Origin of the sequence: Streptococcus sp. AM43-2AT, assembly GCF_003603405.1 — a bacterium.
Classification (GTDB): Bacteria; Bacillota; Bacilli; order Lactobacillales; family Streptococcaceae; genus Streptococcus; species Streptococcus ilei.
In genome coordinates this window covers 144,707-170,297 of record NZ_QTND01000002.1, presented here as the reverse complement: position 1 = coordinate 170,297, position 25,591 = coordinate 144,707, and the positions used below count along the sequence as shown (strand labels likewise).

The following is a 25,591-nucleotide window of genomic DNA, read 5'->3' as shown; positions in this document are numbered from 1 at the left end:
ACGCTTTTGGATAAAAGAATGCTGAAAAATTTGATATAATGAAGGATAAATAAATTGATGAAAAGTGGAAGAAATGCTCGATAAAATTGTCATTCATGGAGCGCGTGCTCATAATTTAAAAAATATTGATGTTGAAATCCCTCGAGACAAGCTGGTTGTGGTCACTGGTTTATCGGGTTCTGGGAAATCGAGCTTAGCCTTTGACACTCTCTATGCAGAAGGACAAAGACGTTACGTAGAGAGTTTATCAGCCTATGCTCGCCAGTTTTTAGGAAATATGGAAAAACCTGATGTGGACTCGATTGATGGCTTAAGCCCCGCCATTTCCATTGACCAAAAAACAACCAGCAAAAATCCGCGGTCAACGGTTGGTACGACAACGGAAATCAACGATTACTTACGTCTTTTATATGCTCGTGTGGGGACTCCCTACTGTATCAATGGCCATGGGGCGATCACCGCTTCTTCGGTCGAGCAGATTGTAGACCAAGTTTTGGAACTGCCAGATCGCCAACGCCTGCAAATCTTAGCTCCCATTGTTCGCAAGAAAAAAGGCCAGCATAAGAATATCATCGAAAAGGTTCAAAAAGATGGCTATGTCCGGGTGCGTGTGGATGGTGAGATCTTTGATGTGACAGAGATCCCAGAGTTGTCAAAAAGCCAGCAGCACACCATCGAGGTTGTCGTAGACCGGATTGTCATCAAAGACGGCATTCGTTCTCGTCTCTTTGACTCTGTAGAAGCAGCTCTCCGGATCGCAGATGGCTACGTGGTCATTGATACTATGGACGACAATGAACTGCTCTTTTCAGAGCATTATGCTTGCCCGGTATGTGGCTTTACCGTCCCTGAATTGGAACCCCGCCTCTTTTCATTTAATGCCCCCTTTGGCTCTTGTCCAGATTGTGATGGACTAGGGATCAAGCTAGAAGTGGACTTGGATTTGGTTGTTCCAGATTCTAGCAAGACTCTCCGTGAAGGAGCGCTTGCACCATGGAACCCGATTTCCTCTAATTACTATCCTCAGATGTTGGAACAGGCTATGATCCAGTTTGGGATTGATATGGACAAGCCCTTTGAAGACTTATCTCCAGAAGACCGCCACTTAATTTTTTATGGGTCTGATGGCAAGGAGTTCCATTTCCATTATGAGAATGAATTTGGTGGGGTTCGCGATATTGACATTCCTTTTGAAGGAGTCGTCACCAACATCAATCGCCGCTACCACGAAACTTCTAGTGACTTCACCCGCAATCAGATGTTGTCCTACATGAATGAATTGACTTGTGCCACCTGCCATGGTTATCGCTTGAATGACCAGGCCTTGTCTGTCCGAGTAGGAGGAGAGAAGGGGCTACATATCGGGCAAATCTCTGACTTGTCCATTGAGGACCATCTGAAGGTGATAGCTGATCTCCAATTAACCAAGAATGAAGAGACCATTGCTCGTCCGATTCTCAAAGAAGTCAAGGATCGCTTGAGCTTCTTGAACAATGTTGGCTTGAGTTATCTGACCCTTTCTCGCTCGGCCGGGACTCTATCTGGGGGGGAGAGTCAGCGGATTCGCTTGGCAACTCAGATTGGTTCCAATCTCTCAGGAGTCCTCTATATCCTAGATGAGCCGTCAATCGGTCTCCATCAAAGGGACAATGACCGCTTGATTGCTAGTCTTAAGAAGATGCGTGATTTGGGAAATACCTTGATCGTCGTCGAACACGATGAGGATACCATGAGAGAAGCTGATTATCTGATCGACGTCGGTCCAGGAGCCGGAGTCTTTGGAGGCGAGATTGTTGCGGCTGGAACGCCTAAGCAGGTAGCCCGCAATAGCAAATCCATCACTGGTCAGTATCTTTCTGGTAAACGGGCCATTCCAGTACCAACTGAACGGCGGGTAGGCAACGGACGCTTTATCGAGCTGACAGGGGCCGCTGAAAATAACTTAAAAGAGGTGACAGCACGCTTCCCGCTTGGCAAGTTCATTGCTGTAACTGGCGTTTCTGGCTCAGGGAAGTCAACCTTAGTCAACAGTATTTTGAAAAAGGTTCTGGCTCAAAAATTGAATCGCAATTCGGAGAAACCAGGGAAATACAAAACCATTTCAGGTGTCGAGCACATTGATCGACTGATCGATATCGATCAAAGTCCGATTGGGCGCACTCCACGCTCAAATCCAGCTACCTATACAGGAGTATTTGACGATATTCGCGATCTCTTTGCCCAAACCAATGAAGCCAAGATTAGAGGCTACAAAAAAGGCCGCTTTAGTTTCAATGTCAAAGGGGGCCGGTGTGAGGCTTGCTCGGGAGATGGTATTATCAAGATTGAGATGCATTTCCTACCGGATGTCTATGTCCCGTGTGAAGTCTGCCATGGGCGCCGCTACAACAGTGAAACCCTGGAAGTTCACTATAAAGAAAAGAATATCTCCCAGGTTTTGGACATGACCGTCAATGATGCAGTCGATTTCTTTAAACACATTCCAAAGATCAATCGCAAATTACAAACCATCAAGGATGTCGGCTTGGGCTATGTGACCCTGGGACAGCCGGCAACGACACTTTCCGGAGGAGAAGCCCAGCGGATGAAGTTGGCTTCCGAGCTTCATAAGCGCTCAACTGGTAAGTCCTTCTATATTTTGGATGAGCCGACAACAGGTCTTCATACAGAGGATATCTCTCGTTTGCTCAAGGTCTTGGAACGCTTTGTAGATGATGGCAATACCGTTTTGGTCATTGAGCACAACTTGGATGTGATTAAGACAGCGGACCATATCATCGACTTAGGACCAGAAGGTGGTGTCGGTGGTGGTACCATTATTGCAACAGGGACACCAGAAGAAGTAGCCAGCAACCCAGCTAGCTTTACAGGACAGTATTTGAAAGGGAAATTACAATGAACCAACGAATTACAAATCTACGAACTAAAATGAAGGCACAGGATCTAAAAGCTGTCCTCATTAACAACTTGAAAAATGTTTACTATTTGACAGGTTTCTGGGGATCAAATGGGACTGTTTTGGTAACAGAAGAGCGCGTGGTCCTCTTTACGGATTCTCGCTATACCATTCATGCCCATGCGACTTGTTTCCCCTTTGTTGAGATTGTTGAGACCCGCAATGAATTGGAAGAAGCAGCAAAAATTGTCAAAGATGCAGCTATCCATGAACTTGGCTTTGAGGATGAGATCACAGTTGCCTATCAGACCCGTCTGGCAACGGCTTTCTCAGGAGTCTCTCTAAGGGCCTTGTCTGATTTTGTGATGGAATTTCGTTTGATTAAAGATGAGACAGAAGTGGCAACCATCCGCAAGGCCTGCAGTATTTCAGATCAAGCCTTCCTAGATGTGCTTGAATTTATCAAGGTTGGTCAAACAACAGAGTTAGAAGCTGCGACCTTCCTGGATTTCAGAATGCGAGAATTGGGAGCTTCAGGTGTATCCTTTGATATCATCTCTGCTGCGGGAGAACGCTCTGCTATGCCCCATGCGACTCCTAGTGATCGCATTATCTCTGCTGGGGATGCCTTGACCTTGGACTTTGGCTGTCTTTACAACCATTACGTGAGTGATATGACTCGGACCATTTATGTAGGTCATGTCAGCGATAAGGAAAGAGAAATTTACGAAACGGTCTTGAAAGCCAACAAAGCTCTCATTGCTGAAGTGAAGGATGGACTAGGTTTCCGTGATTTTGATAAAATTCCTCGAGACATTATTGAGGCTGCAGGATACGGTCAGTACTTTAGCCATGGAATTGGACATGGAATTGGCTTGGATATCCACGAAGAACCCTACTTCAACCAAGCATCAAAAGAAGTTATCAAGGCGGGGATGGTCTTGACAGATGAGCCAGGAATCTACATTGAAGGTCTATCAGGTGTCCGGATTGAAGATGATCTTTTGATTACGGAAAGTGGCTGTGAAGTCTTGACCCTTGCACCAAAAGAGTTGATTGTGATCTAAGGAAATTTGCAGAGACAGATTTGAGAAATCTGAGCTGTTTATGATAAAATATGCTACAATTGAATATGTGGTAGGCGGTCGAACACCCATTGGTGCGCGGTGGCCTACCATTTTTTGTTTTTGACATAAAAAGCACGCGCCACCTTTTGCATTATTAATTCTTTAAAAGCTTTTAAAATGTGAAAAAGTGTATAAAATATGCTATAATTGAACCAGTCGTAGGCCTTCGAGTACCCATTGGTACGCGGACGCCTACCATTTTTTAAGATAAAAAAAGCACCGTGTGAGGGTGCTAGATCTTGCCTGCTGAACTCATAAATTGATAGATACTCTATGGGGTATTTTTTTGTGACCTTTTTTAGGAACTTTTTGAAAAAACTATTTGGTAATGAAAAGATCATAATTTTCTAAAAAGCTAGTAAAATCAAGGGTTTTGAAGTTACAAATTGACAAAACGAGATATAAACTGTAAAATAAAGAGTAATATATTTTTTAAAAAGAGGTATGAAAACATGATTGAAGCAAGTAAGTTGAAAGCTGGTATGACCTTTGAAACAGCTGATGGAAAATTGATCCGCGTTTTGGAAGCTAGCCACCACAAACCAGGTAAAGGAAATACTATCATGCGTATGAAATTGCGTGATGTTCGTACTGGTTCAACTTTTGATACAAGCTACCGTCCAGAAGAAAAATTTGAGCAAGCTATTATTGAAACAGTACCAGCTCAATATTTGTATAAAATGGATGACACAGCTTACTTCATGAATACTGAAACATACGACCAATATGAAATTCCTGTTGCCAATATTGAGAACGAATTGCTTTACATCCTTGAAAACTCAGAAGTAAAAATCCAATTCTATGGAAACGAAGTGATTGGGGTGACTGTTCCTACAACTGTTGAATTGACAGTTGCTGAAACTCAACCATCTATTAAAGGTGCTACAGTTACAGGTTCTGGTAAACCAGCTACAATGGAAACAGGTCTTGTGGTTAACGTTCCAGACTTCATCGAAGCAGGACAAAAATTGATTATCAATACAGCTGAAGGAACTTACGTTTCTCGTGCCTAATCAGCTCTAAAATAGGTCTGATAGAAAGGAACTTCTATGGCAACTGAACAATACGGCGAAATCGTCATTGCACCTCGTGTGCTAGAAAAAATTATTGCGATTGCGACTGCAAAAGTAGATGGTGTTCATTCTCTTGAAAACAAGAGTGTATCGGATAGCCTTTCAAAACGTGCTCTTGGTCGTGGGGTTTACCTTCGTACACAAGAAGATGGTCAAATCTCTGTTGATATTTACCTCTATCTAGAGTATGGTGTGGCAGTCCCTAAAGTAGCGGTTGCAATCCAAAAAGCAGTAAAAACAGCTGTCTACAATATGGCGGACGTCACATTGGATGATGTCAACATCCATGTAGTTGGAATCGTGACTGAAAAAGCAGCGAAACCTGATTTGAAAGATTTGTTTAATGAGGATTTCCTCAATGACTGATATTTTATTTGAATCACGTCGTGATCTACGGGAGCGTGCCTTTCAAGCTCTGATGAGTTTAGAGTATGAAGGGGATGTTGTAGAAGCGTGTCGATTTGCTTTTACTCATGACAAAGAGGAAACAGACCAGGAAGTGGAAATTCCAGCTTTTCTCCTCAATTTGGTATCGGGTGTTCGTCAATCAAAGGATGAATTGGATCAACAGATTGCCCAACACTTGAAAACTGGCTGGACCGTAGAACGCTTGACTCTAGTGGAGAAAAACATTCTTCGTTTGGGTGTGTTTGAAATGACTTCCTTTGATACACCTCAATTGGTTGCGGTGAATGAAGCAATTGAATTAGCAAAAACTTTTTCAGATGAGAAATCTGCTCGGTTTGTGAATGGTGTCTTAAGCCAATTTGTGACGGAAGCAGAATAAAAAAGAAGCTACCTAAAAGGTGGCTTCTTTTTTGTGATTAATTTCTTACTCATTTACACACTTTTGCCGGGTAAAACACTAACAGGGAGAAAATAGCCTGTAGTCTTTACCTCTTTCCCTTCGATTTTCTGTAGAAGAAGATCGACCGTCAGGTGAGCAATCTCTTGTAAAGGTTGCTTGATGGTGGTTAGACGGGGGAAAAATTTTTCAATAAAGTAGGTCCCGTCGTAGCCAATGACTTTGAGGTCTTCTGGAATTGAAATGCCGAGTTCATCAGCAATTTTCATCACCAAAATCGCCGTTAGATCGTCAGATGCAAAGATAGCATCAGGTTTTTGCTGGGTCAAGATAGACTTGATTTCCATTTCTTTGCGAATGGGGGAATAATCACTAGAAACATTAATGATTTGTGCTCCTGGCAGTACCGAAGCAAACCCTGCATGGCGAAGACCTGTTGGGGAATTGGAGTTATCATTCCCCGTAATCATGATAATCTTCTTTGCACCTGTCTTGGCAAGGGTTTCCGCAGCAAGGACGCCACCGGCGTAGTTATCTGAGGAGACGACAGGGATCTCAGGTGATAGGTTTCGGTCAAAAGCTATGATAGGAGCTGTAACTCGGTTATAATCTTCAATTCCCAGATTATGACTACCAGAAATAATACCATCTACTTGATTGGCTTCTAGCATTTCAATGTATTCACGTTCTTTTTCAGAATCATGCTCGCTATTACAAATAATGGTTTTATACCCATGTTTGAACAGTTCTTCTTCCAATTTATCGATTAATTCTGCATAGAAGACATGACTGATTTTTGGGAAGATTAAGCCGATTAATTTGGCTGATTTTCCTTGTAGGCTCCGAGCGATTGTATTAGGCTTGTAGCCCAACTCCCTCATGGCCTCTTTGACTTTTGAGATAGTTTTTTCAGATAAATAGCCCTTTTTATTGATGACTCGTGAAACTGTCGTAGGGCTGACGCCAGCTAATTTGGCGACATCAGTGAGCTTTGCGACCATAGTCTAGTTCGTAGTATGTTCCAGTAGGTGTTCCAGATTTAATCAAAATACCAGTTTGATTAGCATGCGGGAAGACGCGACCAGAGAATACTTTTTCTCCTTTGTTGATAAAAATTTCAAAAATAGAATGATCGACGAAAATAGTAGCAGTTGTAGCTTGGTTTTCGATCGGGCAAGTACGAGTAGTCCCAAACTCTTGGGCATATTGTTCACCAGCTTGGCTACGATCGACAATGACTTGACCATTTGCAATATCGAAAGTAATAGAAAGACCTTTTCCTTCTTTATCTGCTAGGAGAACAATCTCACTTTTGCTATTCGCTTCAAAGGCTAATTCTAACTCGTAACAATTGTTGGTAACCTCTTTGTTACGAAACTCGGATGAAGAGGAGCGGAGCTCTTTTATAGCTTCAACTGGATATTGATAAAGTTTACCGTCCTTAATACTTAGCTCTTTGACCAAAGAGAAAGCTCCTTGGTGGTCATAACGATCAGATGGATAAGCGACATCTGGTAGACCTAACCAGCTAACAGTTAAGGCTCTTCCATCAGGAGCATTGAAGCCTTGAGTTGCATAGGCTTCGAAGCCATAGTCTAAGTTTTGCAATTCAGATACATCAACTAAACGAGCCTGTTCAGGATCAAAAGAAGCCCCAATCTTATACATATTTGGGTAGATATTGTCGTAATCGAGGACCGCTTTGTCCAAACCTTGAGGGCAATAAAGAAGGATAGGTTGCTCGCCGACGAAGACCAAGTTAGGACATTCCATCATATAAGCTGTACGATCATTGTTGAAATCAAGATCTCCTACTTCAACCCAGTTGGTATAATCGTTATTCACTGCTTTGTAAAGACGAACGAATCCTTTTTTCTCAAGGTCTTGACCACCGACAATGGCGTAGTATTGGCCTTTGAAATTAAAAATCTGTGGGTCACGGAAGTGATCAGTAGAATCAGCAGGTTGATCAATCAAGATTTTGTTGATTTTTTCAATCTTTCCTTCTTTGTCCATCAAAGCCCCGATTTGGTAGGGATGGCGGATCCAGTTCTCATCTCGTACATTTCCTGTATAGAATAAGAAAAGTTTGTCATCGAATTGCATAGCTGATCCAGAATAGGCTCCATGGCTATCTAAAGGTGTGTCTGGAAAGACCTTCACTCCGGTTTCGTTAAAATGGACTAAATCGTCACTTTCGAGTTGTACCCAAGACTTCAATCCATGTGCGGCTCCAAACGGAAAGTTTTGGTAAAAGAGGATCCATTTGCCGTCAAAATAAGAGAAACCATTTGGATCATTTAAGAGACCAGATGTTGGTTCAACATGGTAGTGAGTATGCCAAGGGGATTTGGCCATATTTTCTTTAATTTGTTTCTTTTCTTCTTCGGTCCAGTCTTCATACCGTTTGTACCGAAGTTCGGTTGTCCATTCCATTTGACTCCTCCAAAATTTTTCTTACTTCCATAGTACCGATTTCTAAAAAAAAAAGCAAGAATTTGGCCAAATAATTGAGAAAAAATGTCAAACGTTTATCATAAAATATCGAAGTCAAGCCTAGTTTTGATTTATGAAAATAAATGAAAGTATGAAAGTTTTTGAAAATTCAAAAACAAGATAGAGGTTTTTATATAGAGCATACGGGCTTTTTAGTGAATGAAAATAAGAAATCCATCTTTCAAACAATCAAAAATCGCAAATAAACACCAAAAACATTCTGCAAAACGGTTGACATATTCTTAATACGTGGTACAATTAAGAGCGTAGAGATGGTTTAACCGTTTTCAAAACAATAAAAAATAAGGAGATTTTTGCAAATGTCAAATACAGAAATTGCAAAAAAAGTCATCGATGCAATCGGTGGAGTTGAGAACGTTAGCAGTGTTGCTCACTGTGCGACTCGTCTTCGCGTGATGGTTAAAGATGAATCAAAAATCAACAAAGATGTTGTTGAGAACATTGAAAAAGTACAGGGAGCTTTCTTTAACTCAGGTCAATACCAAATCATCTTTGGTACTGGTACTGTAAATAAGATCTACGATGAAGTAGTAGCTCTAGGCTTGCCAACTTCTTCAAAAGATGAAATGAAAGCTGAAGCAGCGAAACAAGGAAATTGGTTCCAACGCGCAATCCGTACCTTCGGAGATGTTTTTGTCCCAATTTTGCCAGCAATCGTTGCAACTGGTTTGTTTATGGGAATTCGTGGTGCTATTGCTCAAGATCAAGTGCTGGCTTTGTTTGGTACTACAGCAGACGCATTTAAATCTACAGATTTCTATACCTATTCAACAATTTTGACAGATACTGCGTTTGCTTTCTTCCCAGCCTTGATTTCATGGTCTGCGTTCCGAGTGTTTGGAGGAAATCCTGTTCTTGGAATTGTAATTGGTTTGATGATGGTTAGTCCGACACTTCCTAATGCGTGGGTTGTAGCGGAAGATCCTTCTAAAGCAGCAACATTCTTTGGTATCTTCCATCATGTAGTTGGATTCCAGAACTCAGTTCTTCCCGCTTTCTTCGTTGGTCTAATTGGTGCAAAACTTGAAAAATGGCTCCATAAGAAAATTCCAGATGTCTTAGATTTGTTATTGGTTCCATTATTTACATTAACAATCATGTCATTCCTCGCTTTGTTTATTATTGGACCATTCTTCCACAGCATCGAGGAACATGTACTGAATGCAACTAAGTTTATTTTAAATTTACCATTCGGCCTTGCAGGTCTTCTTATCGGTGGGGTTCATCAGTTGATTGTCGTTACTGGTGTCCATCATATTTTTAACCTTCTTGAATCGCAATTAATTACTTCGGATAAAAAAGATCCATTTAATGCAATTATTACAGCTGCTATGACTGCACAAGCTGGTGCGACTTTAGCGGTGGCAGTGAAATCAAAATCTCAAAAAGTGAAAGCTTTAGCATTTCCTGCAACTATTTCTGCCTTATTAGGTATTACTGAGCCTGCAATCTTTGGTGTGAACTTGCGTTATGTGAAACCATTCGTTATTGCTTTGGGAGCAGGTGCTGTAGGTGGTTGGATTGCATCTATGTTAAACCTTGCTGGTACAGGATTTGGTATTACAATTATTCCAGGAACACTTCTCTATCTAAACGGTCAATTATTGAAATATGTATTTATGGTTGTATTTACAACTGCACTAAGTTTTGGTTTGACATATATGTTCGGTTACGAAGATGAAGCTTCATCAGTTCCTGCAGAAGACGAAGAAGCTGGTGCAATTATTGAAGAAGAAACAACTGGAACTGTTCCAGCATCTCTTCAAGATGAAACCATCATCTCTCCAATCATTGGTCAAGCGGTTGCTTTAGAAAACGTAAATGACCCTGTATTCTCAAGTGGTGCTATGGGACAAGGGATTGCCATCAAACCAACTGAAGGTGTTGTATATGCTCCGGCGGATGCTGAAGTAACCATTGCTTTTGCAACTGGACATGCTTTTGGCTTGAAGACAGCCAATGGTGCTGAAGTTTTGATCCACGTTGGGATTGATACAGTTTCAATGAACGGTGAAGGATTTGATCAGAAAGTTGCTCAAGGTGACAAGGTCAAAGCTGGCGATGTTCTTGGAACATTTGATTCTGCTAAAATTGCAGCAGCTGGTCTTGATGATACAACAATGGTCATCGTCACAAACACAGCTGATTATGCTTCAGTAACTCCAGTAGCTAATGGTGCAGTTGCTAAAGGCGATGCGATTATTGAAGTAAAAGCATAATCTAAAATAGGATTACTCAAGGACTGGTTAGGGCTTCCTCCAGTCCTTGAATTTTGTTTGGAGGTGAGGCTTGGAATAAAAAAGTCGCTCACCTAATGTTTAAACATAAATAAGAGTAGTTTTTTCTATAAGGAATAGAAGTGAACCGTTTCCCTTTGTGATATAATAGAAAAAAAGAGAATTGAAAAAGAGGTTTGATATGACTAAATTATATGGAAGTCTTGAAGCTGGTGGAACAAAGTTTGTTTGTGCTGTAGGTGACGAAAATAATAACGTCATTGAAAAGACACAGTTTCCGACAACAACCCCAATTGAAACCCTTGATAAATGTATTGAGTTTTTCTCTAAATTTGAAAGTCTTGCTGGTTTAGCCATTGGTTCATTTGGACCGATTGATATTGATAAGAATTCAAAGACCTATGGTTTTATTACAACAACTCCCAAACCACATTGGGCAAATGTAGATGTGGTGGGAGCTTTCCGTCGATCCTTGAATGTACCGATTTACTTCACCACTGATGTGAATAGCTCAGCTTATGGTGAGGTCGTGGCTCGTAATAATGCGGGTGGTCGTATTGAGAACTTAGTTTACTACACAATTGGTACAGGGATTGGTGCAGGTGTCATCCAGCGTGGTGAATTCATTGGTGGAGTGGGACATCCTGAGATGGGCCATTATTATGTTGCCAAACACCCGATGGATGTTGAAAAAGAATTTAATGGTGTGTGTCCATTCCACAGAGGCTGTTTAGAAGGTCTTGCGGCTGGCCCAAGCTTGGAAGCTCGTACCGGTATTCGTGGGGAAAATATTGAACTGAATAGCTCTGTATGGGATATCCAAGCCTACTATATTGCCCAAGCTGCTGTCAATGCAACTGTAACCTTCCGCCCAGATGTGATTGTATTTGGTGGAGGAGTGATGGCACAACAACACATGTTGGATCGCGTTCGTGAAAAATTCACCGTCTTATTGAACGGCTATTTACCAGTGCCAGATGTTCGTGACTATATCGTAACACCAGCAGTAGCAGGAAATGGTTCAGCGACCTTGGGTAACTTTGTCTTAGCAAAACAAGTCAGCAAAAAAGACTAATAAGTTAAGGTTGAAATAACATAAAGCATCAAAATGCTAGGGGGAGGGAGTTCTTCGTCGGGAAGATGGATGAATGACCTTCTCTTTTTTAGCAAGAGAGGAGAAATGATGGAAAAAGCCATTATGAAGGATCCCTTCTTTTTGAGTCAAGTGTCTGAAGAAGCGACAAAAGAGGATTTGTATTTGGCGCAAGATTTACAAGATACCCTACGAGCTAACCAGGAAGCCTGTGTTGGCATGGCTGCTAATATGATTGGTGTACGTAAGCGAGTCATCATCATCCAACTAGGTTTGATGCCCTTGGTTCTCTTTAATCCTGTTCTAGTTAAGAAAGAAGGGATTTATGAGACAGAAGAAGGCTGTCTTTCTTTGCCAGGAAGTCGAAAGACAAGTCGCTTTGAAAAGATTCAAGTCTCCTACCGTGATACCAATTGGAAACCTCAGCTCATAAGCTTAGAAGGTTTTGCGGCCCAGATTTGCCAGCATGAGCTCGATCACCTGGAAGGGATTTTGATCTAGCTGAACTGTTGCTTGTTAAATGACTGATTGAAGAGAGAATCCTTATGAAAAAAGAATGTTTGTTCTATGAACGGGTTAGACCATTTTTTGTGACCCATCCCTATTATCTTTCTTTATTAAAGTGGACCAATCGGCTCGTCACCTTGTTGATGCCTCTCCTTTATTTCTATGTTCTTTGGGCAGCCTATCTAAAGGCTAGCAAGGCTTGGATCGTGCTTGCCTATCTGTTGGTACCAGCAACTGGTTTTATCATATTGAGTGTCATTCGAAAACGAATGAATTGGCCGCGTCCCTATGAGCTGGGGACTTTCCCTCCGTTACTGAATCGAGAGGGGAAGGGGAGTTCTATGCCAAGTCGGCACGTCTTTTCTGCGGCGATCATTTCTACAGTAGCCTGGGGAGTGCATCCTCTTCTATCGGTCCTTGGTCTGTTCTTGGCTCTTCTATTGGCGGGGGTTCGTGTTCTAGCTGGACTCCATTTTGTTCGTGATGTTGTGGTTGGTTTTTTATCTGCTATTCTTTGGGGGTTCTTTTGGTTTTATCTCTTGGGGCTTTTTTAAAAACAAGGTCAGAAAGAAGGATGATGTGAACGATAAAAGAGGCTGGGACAAAAGTCCTAGCCTCTCAATTGTCTTTGGATTGTCGAGCAAGACGCAGTGGTTGAGTGGGCTCTACTAGGCTGATTGCATCAGCTTTTACAGACCTACTCAACTGTGCGGAGGTGGGACGACGAAATCGAATTCTAACGAATGACCGATTTCTGTCCCACTCTCTATTTTTGTATCTCTATTTCATCTACATGAAATTTTTGGAAAAACCGTTCGCGTTCTTCTATAATAGCAGGACTTGGATTTTTGAGGGAAGTTAATAAATCGACCAAGTCAGGTGTGACTTCTCGAATCAGCTCCCCCAGTGACCAAATGGCTGTTGCAATATGAATCTGGTTTTGCGAGGTTTCGATAATTTCTAGAAGTTTAGGAATGGCAGACCGGTCATTAGCATTGGCCAATGCAATAATGGCATTGCGCTGAAGGATATTTTTCCCCCGCCAACTACCAGCGACCATTCCGAATTTTTCTTTGAATTGACCATTGGATAGCTCGATAAAGGGGATTAATTCTGGGTGAGCTAGTTCAGGGTCAATGTCAGTGGCTAGTGGGTTATCCAGACCACGATTATAGGGACAACAGATTTGACAGATATCACAACCGTAGATGACCGTTTTAATCTTTTTACGAAATTCCATATCCATCATGCCCTTGTCTTGGGTCTGAAAGGATAGACAACGTCGGGCATTCATGGTGCCATCTCCAATTAAGCAAGATGTCGGGCAGGCTTCTACACAGCGGTTACAATCTCCACAACCATAGTCGACTGCTTGATCGGGTTCAATTTCTAGGTTGGTGATGAGCTCTCCTAGAAACATATAAGAACCGTATTCTTTTGAGATGACGAGGCCGTTCTTACCGATAAATCCAATGCCAGCCCGTTGAGCAACGGCAGTATCCACCAAGGCTCCGGTATCCACCATGCCCTTGTATTCGAAGTTAGCCGTCAATTCTTCAATCCCTTTAGCCAGGCGGTCCAACTTATCCTGTAGGACATAGTGGTAGTCTATGCCCCAACTGTTGGGAGTGAATTTTCCGCGTTTATAGGCTGTCTTCTGAGGTTGTTGTTTTAACTTGTGAGGATATGCAACGGCAATGGAAATAATCGTTTTAGCAGAAGCTAAACTTAAGCGTGGCTGGATTCGTTCTTCGATATTTTTGTGCTCAAACCCTGAATTTCGGCCTTCCTCTACAGCTAGGCGGAGGGATTTTTCTAAATAGGAAAAATCATCTGCGGTGGTAAAACCGATTTTTGAAATACCGATGGAGTGAGCCAATTCGATAATGGATTCTTTGAGATTCATATACCTATTATAGCGAAAAGCCGGTAAAAATGCGAAAAACGTGCAAAAAATTAAAAAGGGGATGAAGGGATTGGTAGAGCTTTCAAAAACGAATGAAATTTTGTATAATAAGGTATTGAATACAAGGATATATGGAGGCAGGTATGTCACAACCGTTATTTTTACAATCCGTCATGCAGGAAAAAATTTGGGGTGGAACTAGATTACGAGATGAGTTTGGCTATGAAATCCCGAGCGATCATGTTGGTGAATACTGGGCTATTTCGGCCCATCCCCATGGTGTTTCAGTTGTTAAAAATGGGCCTTATGCTGGAATAGGCTTGGATCAACTTTATGCAGAGCATCGTGAATTATTTGGAGATCGAACAGAACCGGTCTTTCCTTTATTGACAAAGATTCTGGATGCCAATGACTGGCTCAGTGTTCAGGTTCATCCAGATGATGCCTATGGAATGGAGCATGAAGGAGAACTTGGGAAAACCGAATGCTGGTATATTATTGCTGCGGATGAAGGGGCGGAGATTATCTATGGTCACCACGCCCAGTCCAAGGAAGAATTACGTCGAATGATCGAAGCCAAAGAATGGGATGATCTTTTAGCACGGGTTCCTGTGAAAGCGGGAGATTTCTTCTATGTTCCAAGTGGAACCATGCATGCCATCGGTTCGGGTATCTTGATTTTGGAAACCCAGCAATCAAGCGACACGACGTATCGAGTTTACGACTTTGATCGCAAAGATGATCAAGGGAATTTACGTGAATTGCACATTGAACAGTCTATTGATGTACTGAACTTAGGTGCTCCGGCAAATAGCCGACCAGTTGAGGAAAAAGTTGACCACTTGTCATCGACTTTGTTAGTGGCCAATGACTTCTTTGGTGTTCACAAATGGGTCATCAATGGGGAAGTTCGATTTGAAAAGACCCATGATTATAGTTTGGTGAGCGTTCTCTCAGGGCAAGGAAGTCTTCAGGTAGATAGGGTAGATTATCCGATTGGAAAAGGAGAACATTTTATCTTAACGAGTGATATCCAGAATTGGACCTTATCAGGAGAAGAGATGGAATTAATTGTCAGTCATCCATAAACGTAGATAGAAGGTTGAGTCGTCAAGTACTTAACCTTTTGTTGTTTTAAGGATTTTTCTAATAGATGAGCAAAAGGTGAAATGGATAAGGGAAAAAAGAGGGGGAAACCATCTTCTAATCAATGGAATTTCTTGATGGATAAGCTACAGTGTGCTATAATAAAAAGAACGTTTAAAATTTAAGAAATTTGAAAAGTAAGGATACTAATGGCTAATTTATTAAAAACAATTATCGAAAATGATAAAGGTGAATTAAGACGATTGGAAAAGATGGCAGACAAGGTCTTCTCCTATGAAGATCAAATGGCTGCCTTGTCAGATGATGAACTGAAGGCGAAAACAGAAGAGTTCAAACAACGCTACCAAGATGGTGAATCATTGGATGATCTCCTCTATGAAGCTTTCGCAGTAGTTCGTGAAGGTGCTAAGCGTGTCTTGGGCTTGTTCCCTTATAAAGTACAGGTCATGGGGGGGATTGTTCTTCACCATGGTGACGTTCCAGAAATGCGTACAGGGGAAGGGAAAACCTTGACTGCGACCATGCCGGTGTATTTGAATGCCCTATCTGGTAAAGGGGTTCACGTTGTTACGGTCAATGAATACCTGACAGAACGTGATGCGACAGAGATGGGTGAATTGTACTCATGGCTTGGTTTGTCAGTTGGGATCAACCTGGCTGCAAAATCACCTTCTGAAAAACAAGAAGCTTATGCTTGTGATATCACCTATTCAACCAATGCGGAAATCGGTTTCGACTACTTGCGTGATAACATGGTTGTTCGTGCCGAAAATATGGTACAACGTCCTTTGAACTATGCCTTGGTCGATGAGGTAGACTCGATCTTGATTGATGAAGCCCGTACTCCATTGATTGTTTCAGGTCAGACTTCTACAGAAACTAGCCAACTCTATCACATGGCGGATGCCTTTGTGAAATCTTTGGAAGAAGAAGACTATATCATTGATGTTCCTTCAAAAACGATTGGTTTGTCAGATTCTGGGATTGATAAGGCTGAAAGCTACTTTAAGCTTGAAAACTTGTATGACATCGAAAATGTTGCTTTAACGCATTACATTGACAATGCCCTCCGTGCCAACTATATCATGATTTTGGACATCGACTATGTGGTCAGTGAGGATCAAGAAATCTTGATCGTCGACCAATTTACAGGTCGGACCATGGAAGGACGTCGTTATTCAGACGGCTTGCACCAAGCGATTGAGGCTAAAGAAGGTGTACCAGTCCAAGAAGAAACCAAAACATCAGCTTCTATTACTTACCAAAACCTCTTCCGGATGTACAAAAAACTTTCAGGGATGACAGGTACTGGTAAGACAGAAGAAGAAGAATTCCGTGAAATTTACAACATTCGCGTCATTCCAATTCCAACAAACCGTCCGATTGCTCGTATTGACCATCCAGATCTTCTTTACCCAAGCTTGAAATCGAAGTTTAAGGCTGTAGTAGAAGATGTAAAAGCACGTTACGAAAAAGGGCAACCAGTCTTGGTGGGTACCGTTGCCGTTGAAACCAGTGACTATTTATCTCGTCTCTTGGTCGAAGCAGGAGTTCCCCACGAAGTTTTGAATGCGAAAAACCACTACAAAGAAGCTCAAATCATCATGAATGCGGGTCAACGTGGTGCCGTTACCATCGCGACCAACATGGCCGGACGTGGTACCGATATCAAGCTCGGTGAAGGGGTTCGTGAATTGGGCGGACTATGTGTCATTGGTACAGAGCGTCATGAAAGCCGTCGTATTGATAACCAGTTGCGTGGACGTTCCGGACGTCAAGGGGACCCGGGTGAATCTCAATTCTACCTTTCTCTTGAAGATGAGTTGATGCGTCGTTTCGGTTCAGAGCGCATCAAAGCCTTGCTAGACCGCTTCAAACTAAGCGAAGAAGAATCTGTCATCCGATCCAACATGTTTACACGTCAAGTTGAAGCAGCCCAAAAACGAGTGGAAGGGAACAACTATGACACTCGTAAGCAAGTCCTTCAGTATGATGACGTCATGCGGGAGCAACGCGAGATTATCTACTCTCAACGCTATGATGTGATTACAGCGGATCGTGATTTGGCTCCAGAAATCAAGGCCATGATCAAACGAACCATTAAACGGATCGTTGAAGGGGCAAGCCACTCAAGCAAGGAAGAACGTACGGAAGCTATCTTGAACTTTGCCAAATACAATTTGGTCCCTGAAGATACCATTTCAGAGAGCGATATTGAAGGCAAATCGGATAAAGATGTGATTGATTACTTGTTCCAACGAGCTGAAGAGGTTTATGAAAACCAAGTAGCGAAATTACGCGATGAAGAAGCAGTTAGAGAATTCCAAAAAGTCTTGATCCTTCGTGTTGTGGATAGTAAATGGACAGATCACATCGATGCCTTAGACCAATTGCGTAATGCTGTCGGTCTCCGTGGCTATGCGCAAAATAATCCAGTGGTTGAATACCAATCTGAAGGATTCCGTATGTTCAACGATATGATTGGTTCTATTGAGTTTGATGTGACTCGTCTCATGATGAAAGCTCAAATTCACGAACAAGAGCGCCCACGTACAGAACATAGTATTTCAACGACAGCGACTCGTAATATTGCTGCTCAAAAAACTGATTTACCAGAAGATCTTGATTTGAGCCAAATCAAACGTAACGACATTTGTCCATGTGGATCTGGTAAGAAATTTAAAAACTGCCACGGTAAAAAACTCTAATCGTATGAAAGGATCTGCCTATGTCTTTTACAGCTACTAGCCCAATCATTGATGAAACAGCGGTGACTTCTCTTTATCGCTTAGAGGGTGAACAATTGGCTCGCAAAGAAGCGCGTGACCGTGAACTAGCCTCTATTTTAAAGGGAGAAGACAAGCGTATCTTGCTTGTGATGGGACCATGTTCATCAGATAATGAGGAAGCAGTGATGGAGTATGCTTGCCGCCTTGCAGCCCTTCAAGAAGAAGTCAAAGATCGGGTCTTCATTGTGATGCGGGTCTATACTGCCAAGCCTCGGACCAATGGAGATGGCTATAAAGGTTTGATGCATCAGCCGGATACTGCTTCAGAACCAAGTTTTGTAGCTGGTTTAAAGGCAGTTCGTCGCCTGCATCATCGAGTGATTACCGAAACCGGATTGACTACAGCAGACGAACTTTTGTATCCTGAGACCTACCCATTTGTTGAAGATTTACTTTCCTATGTTGCTATTGGGGCCCGTTCTGTAGAAGATCAAGGCCACCGCTTTGTGGCAAGTGGGATCTCAGTCCCAACGGGATTGAAAAATCCGACATCTGGAAATCTGTCTGTCATGTTTAATGCGATTTATGCTGCACAGCATGGGCATCATTTCTTCTATAATGGTCGTTCTGTGGAAACAAATGGAAATCCATTCGGACACGCTATTCTGCGTGGAGCTTTAGACGCGAATGGGAAAAACATTCCAAACTACCACTATGAAGATTTGCTAGAAGCTGCTCATCGTTACCAAGCCTTGGGATTGCAACATCCATTTATCTTGGTTGATACCAATCATGATAATTCTGGGAAAAAATTTGCTGAACAGATTCGCATTGTCAGAGAGACCCTTAGTAATCGAAGCTGGAATCCAATTATCCATGATGTGGTTCGTGGATTTATGATTGAATCTTATCTGGAGGACGGTCGTCAAGATCAACCAGAAGTATTTGGTCAATCAATCACAGACCCATGCTTGGGTTGGGAAAAGACAGAAAGCTTAGTACGAGAAATATATCAGTATGTAGCTGAATAAGAGGAGAGGGCTAGAGAAAACATTCTCAGCCCTTTCCTTCTTAAATGGAGTTGCGGATAGAGAATTATCAAAGAGGAATAGATATGATTGTTGGACATGGGATAGATATCGAATCGATCCAATCCATTGAAGAGGCCTACCAGAGACATCCCAGATTTGCTTCCAAGGTATTGACAGAGACAGAACGAGAACGGTTCGATCAATTATCCGGGAAACGGAAAATGGAATACCTGGCCGGACGATGGTCTGCAAAAGAAGCCTTTTCCAAGGCTTGGGGAACAGGAATTGGTCCAGTAGGATTTCAGGATCTGGAAATTCTAACCAATCAAAAAGGAGCTCCCTATTTTTCTAAAGCCCCTTTTAGTGGAAAGATATGGGTTTCGATTAGTCACTCAGGCGATTTAGTTTCGACCAGTGTCATTTTGGAGGAAAGAAATGAAAGCTAGTATACATAGACCAACGCGAGCATATGTGGATGTAGAGGCTATTGCCTATAATGTTCAACAAATACAGGCCCATATTCCGAAAGAGACCTTGACCTTTGCGGTTGTCAAGGCCAATGCATACGGTCATGGGGTTCAGCCAGTGGTAGAACGCTTATTGCCAATGGTAGATGTTTTTTGTGTATCCAACCTAGACGAAGCCATAGAAGTTCGCCAAGTAGCTGGCGAAAAGCCGATTTTAATTTTGGGAGTTGCTCCAATAGATTTCATAGAGATTGCCATCAAAGAAGGAATTCGTTATACAGTGGCTAGTCTCGAGTGGTTGAAATCTTTATTAGCTAAAAAGTCTGATTTGACTGGTTTGAAGCTTCATATTAAAGTGGATTCAGGAATGGGACGAATTGGTTTCCGTTCAGCAGAAGACTTGCAAGAGGCTATGATCTTATTAAGAAACCATGGGGCAGAAGTGGAAGGGATCTTTACCCATTTTGCAACAGCTGACGAGAAAGATGACCGTCATTTCCAAGGACAATTGCAACGATTTAAGACCCTGTTGGAGCTTTTGCCCTATACTCCAGAAATCGTTCACGCCAGCAATTCAGCAACGACTTTATGGCATGCTGATACCATTTTTAATGCTGTCCGACTGGGCGATGTCATGTATGGCCTCAATCCAAGTGGAAGAGAGTTAGAACTACCTTACAATATCCGTCCTGCTTTAAGTTTGGAAACAGAATTGGTGCATGTCAAGCCACTAGAGGTGGGGCAGACAGTTGGCTATGGAGCGACCTATCAGACTACTGAGGAAGAGTGGATTGGGACGATTCCGATTGGCTATGCAGATGGCTGGACTAGAGATATGCAAGGTTTTCATGTCCTTATTGATGGTCAATTCTGTCCAATTGTCGGTCGCGTATCCATGGACCAAATCACCATTCGCCTACCCAAGGGCTATCCGATTGGGACCAAGGTGGTATTGATTGGAACAGATGGTGATCTAGCTATCACGGCAACGGATGTAGCAGTCTATAGAGGCACGATCAACTATGAGGTGGTTTGTGTCTTGAGCGATCGCGTACCAAGAGTTTATCGTCCAACAAAGGAAGTCAGTGGGAAGTAAGCTGTTTAAGTTTTCCTAGCTTCCTTTCATGAAAAGTACGAGATGAAAGAGGTTGATGACGGAGGTCCCAGCCTCCTTTCTTATCTAGGAGGAATGAATGAACTTACACCAACCACTCTCTGTCTTACCAGGAATTGGACCAAAATCAGCAGAGAAATACAAAAAATTGGGTATCGAAACGGTTGAAGATCTCTTGCTCTACTTTCCATTTCGATATGAAGATTTTAAATCAAAAAATGTTTTAGACTTGGAAGATGGAGAAAAAGCGGTCGTTTCTGGACTTGTCGCAACTCCAGCCAATGTTCAATATTATGGCTACAAACGCAACCGTCTTCGCTTCACCATTAAACAAGGGGAGCTGGTGTTAGCAGTTAGTTTCTTTAACCAGCCCTATCTAGCGGACAAGATTGAACTGGGGCAAACGGTGGCTGTCTTTGGTAAATGGGACAAGGCCAAGGGAGCCTTGACAGGGATGAAGCTACTCGCGCAAGTCGAAGATGACCTTCAACCGGTCTACCGCTTGGCTCAAGGGGTGAGTCAGTCTGCTCTAGTGAAGGTTATCAAAACAGCTTTTGAAGCAGGCTTGGACCAACTATTAGAAGAAAATTTACCCCAAGTCCTAATGGACAAGTACCAGTTGCTTTCTCGCAGACAAGCGGTCAGGGCTATGCATTTTCCCAAGGATCTTAATGAATACAAGCAGGCCCTGAGACGAGTGAAATTTGAAGAACTGCTCTTTTTCCAATTGCAACTGCAGGTCTTGAAGGAAGAAAATCGTTCCGTCGGACAGGGAATCGTGCTAGACTGGGATGAGACGAAGCTAAGAGCTCTTCAAGCCAGTCTTCCCTTTGCTTTGACAGAGGCCCAGGAGAGAAGTCTGAAGGAAATTCTTACAGATATGCGTTCTCCTTACCATATGAATCGTCTCTTGCAAGGGGATGTTGGAAGTGGAAAAACCGTCGTAGCTGGACTAGCCATGTATGCTGCTGTGACGGCTGGCAAGCAAGCGGCCTTGATGGTACCGACAGAAATTTTGGCCGAGCAACATTTACAAAGTTTGACTTCTCTTTTTCCTAATCTTAGAATCCTTCTTTTGACAGGAAGTTTAAAAGCTGCGGAGAGACGAGAGCGATTGGCTTCGATTGAAGCAGGGGAAGTGGACCTTATTGTGGGGACCCATGCCTTGATTCAGGAGGGAGTCCATTTCCATGATTTAGGCTTGGTCATTATTGATGAGCAGCACCGCTTTGGTGTGGCCCAAAGACGGATCCTGCGTGAAAAGGGCCAAAATCCTGATGTCTTGATGATGACAGCGACCCCAATCCCTCGGACGCTAGCGATCACTGCTTTTGGAGATATGGATGTTTCGATTATCGACCAAATGCCAGCTGGTCGAAAAGAAATCATCACCCGATGGGTCAAGCACCAACAGTTAAACTTGGTTTTGGATTGGTTGGTTAAAGAAATTCAAAAAGGTTCCCAAGCCTATGTTATTTCTCCCTTGATTGAAGAATCTGAAGCCCTGGACCTCAAAAATGCTATTGCCTTAGAGGAAGAATTGATTGCCTACTTCGGAGATCGTGCCCGTATTGCCCTCCTCCATGGTAAGATGAAGGGGGAAGAAAAAGAGGCCATTATGCAGGCCTTCAAGCAGGGAGAAATTGACTTGCTAGTTTCGACAACCGTTATCGAAGTCGGGGTCAATGTTCCCAATGCCACCGTCATGATTATCATAGATGCAGACCGCTTTGGCTTGAGTCAATTGCACCAGCTGAGAGGCCGGGTAGGACGTGGTGATAAGCAGTCTTACGCGGTCTTAGTTGCCAATCCCAAAACAGAATCTGGCAAGCGTCGGATGAAAATCATGACTGAAACAACCAATGGGTTTGTCTTGGCAGAAGAAGATCTCAAGCTAAGGGGCTCTGGGGAAATCTTTGGAACGCGTCAATCAGGCATACCAGAATTTCAAGTGGCCAACCTCATTGAAGATTATCCAATCTTAGAGGAAGCGCGAAAGGTAGCTGTTCAGGTGGTGACAACTCCTAATTGGCGGGAACACCCAGACTGGCACTGTCTGTCTCTACATTTGGAACAGAAAGAACACCTGGATTAAGAAGTGATAAAAGAGAGTGAGACAGAAATCGGTCATTCGTTAGAATTCGATTTCGTCGTCCCACCTCCGCACAGTTGAGTAGAGCTGTAAAAGCTGATGAAATCAGCGTAGTAGAGCCCACTCAACCACTGCATCTTGCTTGACAATCCAAAGACAATTGAGAGGCTGGGACTTTTGTCCCAGCCTCTTTTATCTTATTTTAAGTTTGTGGACCTATAATTCTAAAAAACAGAAAAGAGGTCCTAGCTATGCGAACCATGTTAAAATTCATTTTGTCCGTCATTATCTCAGTCCATCAAAGCTATTTTTAACTTCAAAAGGCGGATGGATTAACCATCACGCCTTCTATCCTTATTTTACCCTTCCATATAGTCTCTTAATTCTTCATCTTTTAAGCCAGCATTGATGGCAATCAAGAGTTTTAACCGGGCCTTAGCTGCATTGAGCTCTTTGACAAAGAAGATGCCGTGCTCGTGAAGTTTGACTCCGCCCCCATCGTAAGCATAGACAGGTTCCGCAATTCCATTGAAGCAACGGGAAACCAAGGCAATAGGAAGGTCAGCCTCTTGAAATTCAAAGAGTTTCTCAGCTACTTCCTTAGGAAGATTTCCAGCTCCAAAGGCTTCAATGATCAAACCATCCATTTGTTGGACATCTAGTAGGTCAAGGAGTTCTGTTTTCATGCCAGCATAGGCTGAAATGATGGGGACAACTCCCTTGATTTCTTGCAAATCAAAACGCACACGGGGTTCAGCTGTTTTGAAGAAAAGAACTTCTTTTTTCATGACCAAGCCTAGAGGGCCATGTGTGGGAGTCTGGAAGGTGCTGACATTGGTGGTATGTGTTTTGGTCACGTACTTGGCTGCATGGACTTCATCATTCATCACGACCAAGACACCCTTGTCTTGTGATTTGGGATCTGCTGCTACTCGGATGGCGGTCAGATAGTTATAGACGCCGTCGCTTCCTAATTCATTGGAGCTTCTCATGGCTCCTGTCAGGACTACAGAAATAGTTGGCAAGTCCATGGTATCTAAGAAGTAGGCTGTTTCTTCGAGAGTATCGGTACCATGGGTGATGACAATACCATCATACTGGTAAGCCTCTTTCTGAATCTTATGATAGAGTTGCAACATGTGCTGAGGAGTTACATGAGGGCTTGGTAAATTTAAAAAATCTTCTGAAGTGAGCTCAATCCCAGCTAGTGACAAATCAATATGGTTCATGGGGTTGGCTGAATTGGTCACGACAGCTCCTGTGGCATCAGCCTGCATGGAGATGGTCCCTCCTGTATGAAGGGCCAAAATTTTCTTAATCATGTGTGTCTCCTTGAAATGTGTGTTATAATTTATTGTATCATAAAACGGAAAGAAAGCAGTCATCATGGAAATAAAAGCGGTCTTTTTTGACATTGACGGAACCTTGGTCAATGATAGTCGAATGGTTTTAAAGTCAACTGAAAAAGCCATTCGCGCCTTAAAGGAACAAGGGATTTTTGTTGGTTTGGCGACAGGGCGAGGACCGTTCTTTGTCCGTCCTTTTATCGAGCGTTATGACTTTGATTTCGCAGTCACCTATAATGGTCAGTATATTTTTACCAAGGACAAGATTTTATCTGCCTCTCCGATTGATAAGAAGAATCTTCGTCTCTTAATTGAATATGCAAAGAAACATCGCATCGAAATCGCCTTAGGAACAGAAGATGGAGTCGAAGGCTCTCGCATTATGAGTTTTGGCCTGAGTCCGATTTCTCAATGGTCTGCACGTTTTGTACCGAAAGGTTTTTCGAAGGCAGTTAGTCAGGGCTTCAATAAGGTAGTCAGCAAGGCTGTTCCTCAGGATCAAAAGCAACTGCTACAAATTGCTCAAGGACCGGTTTATCAGGTTCTCTTATTAGCTAGTCCCAAGGACACCCAAAAAGTTGAGCAAGCTTTTCCTGAATTAAAATTCACTCGTTCTAGTCCCTTTGCGGCAGATGTCATCAACCCTGATAACTCAAAAATGGAGGGGATTCGGATTGTAGGAGAAGCATTTGGCTTCTCGATGGACCAAGTTATGGCCTTTGGAGATTCTGATAATGACATAGAGATGCTTTCGGGTGTCGGTCTGTCAATTGCGATGGGGAATGGGACCAGCAAGGTCAAAGAAGTGGCTCAGCACACAACGACTAGTAATACCAAGGACGGAATTCAAAAAGCGCTGGAACATTTTGGAATTATTACGGATCAGACTCTTTTTGTCAGTCGCGACGACCACTTTAATAAGGTCAAAGCCTTCCATCAACTCATGGATGGTCAAACTCAGGAAGAACCAAAGGCCTGGGACAATCAAGAGGCTCTTTACCGAACCATGTTTAAGCAGGAAGAATTGGTTGAATTTATTCGGGCAGCTAGTAAGGATGAAGCAATCTTCGATCGTTCAATTGAAAAATTGCATCAAGCTCTAGATGAGGCAGCGAATAAGGTTCGCAGCAAGCATCCCGCCGAGATCTCCATGGTAGGGCAGGTCGATGCCTTGATTGATACGCTGTATCTGACTTATGGTAGTTTCGTTCTAATGGGGGTCGATCCTGAAGAGGTCTTTGAGATTGTTCACCGCGCCAATATGGGGAAAATTTTCCCAGATGGTCAGGCTCACTTTGATGAAGTCACGCATAAAATTTTAAAACCAGACGACTGGGAAGAAAAGTATGCACCTGAACCAGCTATTCAAAAAGAGCTGGAACGGCAAATCAAAGCTTATCAAAAACATTGCTCTGAAAAGACAGTAGAATCTGAAGAAAATAAAAGAGAGTGGGACAGAAATCGGTAATTCGTTAGAATTCGATTTCGTCGTCCCACCTCCGCACAGTTGAGTAGGGCTGTAAAAGCTGATGAAATCAGCGTAG

The 25,591-nt window shown here is 42.7% G+C and carries 20 protein-coding genes; 16 read left to right on the top strand and 4 right to left on the bottom strand.

The annotated features are described in order from the left end of the window. The first annotated feature begins 73 nt into the window (after window positions 1-73). From uvrA to nusB, 5 genes are all read left to right on the top strand, one after another. The gene (gene uvrA, locus DW930_RS05475) at window positions 74-2,899 is read left to right on the top strand and encodes an excinuclease ABC subunit UvrA (RefSeq protein ID WP_117744638.1); all 2,826 of its coding nucleotides are present in this window, start codon (window positions 74-76) and stop codon (window positions 2,897-2,899) included. Then, window positions 2,896-3,963: a Xaa-Pro peptidase family protein gene (locus tag DW930_RS05470; protein WP_123159525.1), complete on the top strand. Its 1,068-nt coding sequence runs from the start codon at window positions 2,896-2,898 to the stop codon at window positions 3,961-3,963. The genes uvrA and DW930_RS05470 overlap by 4 nt, the downstream gene beginning before the upstream one ends. Window positions 3,964-4,475: 512 nt before the next feature. Beyond that, complete coding sequence (gene efp, locus DW930_RS05460) at window positions 4,476-5,036, top strand: elongation factor P (RefSeq protein WP_023027202.1); 561 nt, start codon at window positions 4,476-4,478, stop codon at window positions 5,034-5,036. 36 nt (window positions 5,037-5,072) lie between these two features. After that, window positions 5,073-5,462: an Asp23/Gls24 family envelope stress response protein gene (locus tag DW930_RS05455; RefSeq protein ID WP_006595687.1), complete on the top strand. Its 390-nt coding sequence runs from the start codon at window positions 5,073-5,075 to the stop codon at window positions 5,460-5,462. Further along, window positions 5,455-5,883 carry a transcription antitermination factor NusB gene (gene nusB / locus DW930_RS05450; protein WP_023024252.1) on the top strand — a complete coding sequence of 143 codons (429 nt, stop codon included), beginning with the start codon at window positions 5,455-5,457 and terminating at the stop codon, window positions 5,881-5,883. Before DW930_RS05455 ends, nusB begins: the two co-directional genes overlap by 8 nt. A gap of 53 nt (window positions 5,884-5,936) precedes the next feature. Here the strand turns inward: nusB and DW930_RS05445 are convergent, their stop codons facing one another. Beyond that, complete coding sequence (locus DW930_RS05445) at window positions 5,937-6,902, bottom strand: LacI family DNA-binding transcriptional regulator (RefSeq protein ID WP_023024250.1); 966 nt, start codon at window positions 6,900-6,902, stop codon at window positions 5,937-5,939. Beyond that, a complete protein-coding gene (locus DW930_RS05440; RefSeq protein WP_023024248.1) occupies window positions 6,883-8,337 on the bottom strand; it encodes a sucrose-6-phosphate hydrolase in 1,455 nt (484 codons plus the stop codon). The genes DW930_RS05445 and DW930_RS05440 overlap by 20 nt, the downstream gene beginning before the upstream one ends. 380 nt (window positions 8,338-8,717) lie before the next feature. Between DW930_RS05440 and DW930_RS05435 the strand changes: the two genes are divergently transcribed. The 4 genes from DW930_RS05435 to DW930_RS05420 all read left to right on the top strand — a co-directional run bounded on the left by DW930_RS05435 (window position 8,718) and on the right by DW930_RS05420 (window position 12,809). Beyond that, window positions 8,718-10,637 (top strand): sucrose-specific PTS transporter subunit IIBC, encoded by a 1,920-nt coding sequence (locus DW930_RS05435; protein WP_123159523.1) that lies wholly within the window; start codon window positions 8,718-8,720, stop codon window positions 10,635-10,637. 199 nt (window positions 10,638-10,836) lie between these two features. Further along, a complete protein-coding gene (scrK, locus tag DW930_RS05430) occupies window positions 10,837-11,730 on the top strand; it encodes a fructokinase ScrK (protein WP_117744633.1) in 894 nt (297 codons plus the stop codon). 108 nt (window positions 11,731-11,838) lie between these two features. Then, on the top strand, window positions 11,839-12,249 hold the full coding sequence (locus DW930_RS05425) for a peptide deformylase (RefSeq protein WP_123159522.1): 411 nt from the start codon (window positions 11,839-11,841) through the stop codon (window positions 12,247-12,249). A gap of 44 nt (window positions 12,250-12,293) precedes the next feature. Continuing rightward, window positions 12,294-12,809: a phosphatase PAP2 family protein gene (locus DW930_RS05420; protein WP_123159521.1), complete on the top strand. Its 516-nt coding sequence runs from the start codon at window positions 12,294-12,296 to the stop codon at window positions 12,807-12,809. A 212-nt stretch (window positions 12,810-13,021) separates the two neighbouring features. On the opposite strand, the gene queG is transcribed toward DW930_RS05420, so the two are convergent. Continuing rightward, window positions 13,022-14,161 carry a tRNA epoxyqueuosine(34) reductase QueG gene (gene queG / locus DW930_RS05410; protein ID WP_123159520.1) on the bottom strand — a complete coding sequence of 380 codons (1,140 nt, stop codon included), beginning with the start codon at window positions 14,159-14,161 and terminating at the stop codon, window positions 13,022-13,024. Window positions 14,162-14,304: 143 nt separating this feature from the next. Between queG and manA the strand changes: the two genes are divergently transcribed. The 6 genes from manA to recG all read left to right on the top strand — a co-directional run bounded on the left by manA (window position 14,305) and on the right by recG (window position 22,704). After that, window positions 14,305-15,249, top strand: coding sequence for a mannose-6-phosphate isomerase, class I (gene manA / locus DW930_RS05405; RefSeq protein ID WP_123159519.1), 945 nt, complete (start codon window positions 14,305-14,307; stop codon window positions 15,247-15,249). Window positions 15,250-15,456: 207 nt separating this feature from the next. Further along, entirely contained in the window at window positions 15,457-17,976 is a 2,520-nt protein-coding gene (gene secA / locus DW930_RS05400; RefSeq protein ID WP_023024235.1) for a preprotein translocase subunit SecA, read from the top strand. Window positions 17,977-17,996: 20 nt separating this feature from the next. Then, entirely contained in the window at window positions 17,997-19,028 is a 1,032-nt protein-coding gene (locus DW930_RS05395; protein WP_023024233.1) for a 3-deoxy-7-phosphoheptulonate synthase, read from the top strand. Between the two features lie 83 nt (window positions 19,029-19,111). Next, complete coding sequence (gene acpS / locus DW930_RS05390; RefSeq protein WP_023024231.1) at window positions 19,112-19,474, top strand: holo-ACP synthase; 363 nt, start codon at window positions 19,112-19,114, stop codon at window positions 19,472-19,474. After that, window positions 19,464-20,591 (top strand): alanine racemase, encoded by a 1,128-nt coding sequence (alr, locus tag DW930_RS05385; RefSeq protein WP_123159518.1) that lies wholly within the window; start codon window positions 19,464-19,466, stop codon window positions 20,589-20,591. Before acpS ends, alr begins: the two co-directional genes overlap by 11 nt. A 97-nt stretch (window positions 20,592-20,688) precedes the next feature. Continuing rightward, the gene (gene recG, locus DW930_RS05380) at window positions 20,689-22,704 is read left to right on the top strand and encodes an ATP-dependent DNA helicase RecG (RefSeq protein WP_123159517.1); all 2,016 of its coding nucleotides are present in this window, start codon (window positions 20,689-20,691) and stop codon (window positions 22,702-22,704) included. A 356-nt stretch (window positions 22,705-23,060) separates the two neighbouring features. Here recG and DW930_RS05370 read toward each other — a convergent pair whose 3' ends face one another. Continuing rightward, window positions 23,061-24,023, bottom strand: coding sequence for an asparaginase (locus DW930_RS05370; protein WP_123159516.1), 963 nt, complete (start codon window positions 24,021-24,023; stop codon window positions 23,061-23,063). A gap of 64 nt (window positions 24,024-24,087) precedes the next feature. Between DW930_RS05370 and DW930_RS05365 the strand changes: the two genes are divergently transcribed. After that, window positions 24,088-25,515 (top strand): Cof-type HAD-IIB family hydrolase, encoded by a 1,428-nt coding sequence (locus DW930_RS05365; protein WP_123159515.1) that lies wholly within the window; start codon window positions 24,088-24,090, stop codon window positions 25,513-25,515. Window positions 25,516-25,591 lie beyond the last annotated feature (76 nt).

Excerpts from the sequence above, each read along its gene's own strand:
- DW930_RS05425 (WP_123159522.1), top strand. The coding sequence starts at position 11,839 with ATGGAAAAAGCCATTATGAAGGATCCCTTCTTTTTGAGTCAAGTGTCT.
- DW930_RS05435 (WP_123159523.1), top strand. The coding sequence starts at position 8,718 with ATGTCAAATACAGAAATTGCAAAAAAAGTCATCGATGCAATCGGTGGA.
- DW930_RS05395 (WP_023024233.1), top strand. The coding sequence starts at position 17,997 with ATGTCTTTTACAGCTACTAGCCCAATCATTGATGAAACAGCGGTGACT.
- DW930_RS05470 (WP_123159525.1), top strand. The coding sequence starts at position 2,896 with ATGAACCAACGAATTACAAATCTACGAACTAAAATGAAGGCACAGGAT.
- alr (WP_123159518.1), top strand. The coding sequence starts at position 19,464 with ATGAAAGCTAGTATACATAGACCAACGCGAGCATATGTGGATGTAGAG.
- DW930_RS05370 (WP_123159516.1), bottom strand. The coding sequence starts at position 24,023 with ATGATTAAGAAAATTTTGGCCCTTCATACAGGAGGGACCATCTCCATG.
- DW930_RS05445 (WP_023024250.1), bottom strand. The coding sequence starts at position 6,902 with ATGGTCGCAAAGCTCACTGATGTCGCCAAATTAGCTGGCGTCAGCCCT.
- DW930_RS05365 (WP_123159515.1), top strand. The coding sequence starts at position 24,088 with ATGGAAATAAAAGCGGTCTTTTTTGACATTGACGGAACCTTGGTCAAT.
- acpS (WP_023024231.1), top strand. The coding sequence starts at position 19,112 with ATGATTGTTGGACATGGGATAGATATCGAATCGATCCAATCCATTGAA.
- DW930_RS05455 (WP_006595687.1), top strand. The coding sequence starts at position 5,073 with ATGGCAACTGAACAATACGGCGAAATCGTCATTGCACCTCGTGTGCTA.
- scrK (WP_117744633.1), top strand. The coding sequence starts at position 10,837 with ATGACTAAATTATATGGAAGTCTTGAAGCTGGTGGAACAAAGTTTGTT.
- efp (WP_023027202.1), top strand. The coding sequence starts at position 4,476 with ATGATTGAAGCAAGTAAGTTGAAAGCTGGTATGACCTTTGAAACAGCT.
- uvrA (WP_117744638.1), top strand. The coding sequence starts at position 74 with ATGCTCGATAAAATTGTCATTCATGGAGCGCGTGCTCATAATTTAAAA.
- DW930_RS05440 (WP_023024248.1), bottom strand. The coding sequence starts at position 8,337 with ATGGAATGGACAACCGAACTTCGGTACAAACGGTATGAAGACTGGACC.
- manA (WP_123159519.1), top strand. The coding sequence starts at position 14,305 with ATGTCACAACCGTTATTTTTACAATCCGTCATGCAGGAAAAAATTTGG.
- secA (WP_023024235.1), top strand. The coding sequence starts at position 15,457 with ATGGCTAATTTATTAAAAACAATTATCGAAAATGATAAAGGTGAATTA.
- DW930_RS05420 (WP_123159521.1), top strand. The coding sequence starts at position 12,294 with ATGAAAAAAGAATGTTTGTTCTATGAACGGGTTAGACCATTTTTTGTG.
- recG (WP_123159517.1), top strand. The coding sequence starts at position 20,689 with ATGAACTTACACCAACCACTCTCTGTCTTACCAGGAATTGGACCAAAA.
- nusB (WP_023024252.1), top strand. The coding sequence starts at position 5,455 with ATGACTGATATTTTATTTGAATCACGTCGTGATCTACGGGAGCGTGCC.
- queG (WP_123159520.1), bottom strand. The coding sequence starts at position 14,161 with ATGAATCTCAAAGAATCCATTATCGAATTGGCTCACTCCATCGGTATT.